1 protein-coding gene is annotated in these 1,482 nt (G+C 64.8%); it reads right to left on the bottom strand.

From position 1 onward, the window contains the following. Positions 1–1,482, bottom strand: a 1,482-nt coding sequence (glmS, locus tag CK228_RS34575) for a glutamine--fructose-6-phosphate transaminase (isomerizing) (protein WP_095790658.1), incomplete at both ends; no start/stop codon positions are given.

Consider the following 1,482-nt stretch of genomic DNA (forward strand, 5'->3'; position numbering starts at 1 on the left):
CGCGCCGCCACTTCCTGCATGTTCGACACGGTCTTCTCGAAAATGCGGTCATGCGGCGCAATGACGATGACCGGCATGTTCTCGTCGATCAGCGCGATCGGCCCATGCTTCAACTCGCCCGCCGCATAGCCCTCGGCGTGGATATAGGAGATTTCCTTGAGTTTCAGCGCGCCTTCCATGGCGAGCGGGAAATTGGTGTCGCGGCCGAGATAGAGCACATCCTTGTAGCGTGACAGTTCGCGTGCGATCCGCTCGATCTGCTCTTCGAGCTTGAGCACCTGGTTGGCATAGCGCGGCGCTTCCGAAAGCGCGCGCACAAGGGTCTTTTCCTGCTCCTGCGAAATCACCCCGCGCGCCACGCCGGCGCGCACCGCAAGCGAGGACAGGACAGAGAGCTGGCAGGTGAAAGCCTTGGTCGAGGCGACGCCGATCTCGGGGCCGGCGAGTGTCGGCAGCACCACGTCGGATTCGCGCGCCATGGTCGATTCGCGCACATTGACGACGGCGCCGATCTTCATGCCGGCCTTGCGGCAATAGCGCAGCGAGGCCAGCGTGTCGGCGGTCTCGCCCGACTGCGAGATGAAGAAGGCGGCATCATTGGCCGACAGCGGCATCTCGCGGTAGCGGAACTCCGAGGCGACATCGATATCGACCGGCAGCCGCGCATAGCGCTCGAACCAGTATTTGCCGATCAGGCCGGCGAGATAGGCGGTGCCGCAGGCCGAAATCGCCAGCCGGCCGATCCTGGCGAAGTCGAACGGCAGGTCGAGCGGCTTCGAGACGCCGGAGACGAAGTCGACATAATGCGCCAGCGTGTGCGAGATCACCTCGGGCTGTTCATGGATTTCCTTCTCCATGAAATGCCGGCGGTTGCCCTTGTCGACCATGAAGGAGGTCGACAGCGACTGCTGGCGCTTGCGCTCGACTTGTCTGCCGTCGATGTCGAAGATGGCGACGCTGTCGCGGCGCACCACCGCCCAGTCGCCATCCTCGAGATAGGTGATCGAATTGGTGAACGGCGCCAGCGCGATGGCATCCGAACCCAGGAACATCTCGCCGTCGCCATGGCCGACGGCCAGCGGCGGGCCGTTGCGGGCGCCGACGATCAGGTCCTCGTCGCCCTTGAACATGATGGCCAGCGCAAAGGCGCCTTCCAGCCGCTTCAGCGCCTGGTGCGCGGCTTCGACCGGCTTCAGCCCCCTGGCCAGTTCCCGCGCCACCAGGTGGGCGACGACCTCGGTGTCGGTCTGCGAGGAGAAGGCATAGCCGTCGCGCACCAGTTCGTCGCGCAGCTCGGAAAAGTTCTCGATGATGCCGTTGTGGACGATGGCGACGCCGTCGGAAAAATGCGGATGCGCGTTGGTCTCGTTGGGCACGCCATGGGTGGCCCAGCGTGTGTGGCCGATGCCGATCGTGCCGTCGAGCGGCTCCTCCTTGAGCCGGCGTTCGAGGTTGACCAGCTTGCCTTCGGCGCGGCGGCGG

Origin of the sequence: Mesorhizobium sp. WSM4312 (assembly GCF_002294875.1) — a bacterium.
Lineage (GTDB): Bacteria > Pseudomonadota > Alphaproteobacteria > Rhizobiales > Rhizobiaceae > Mesorhizobium.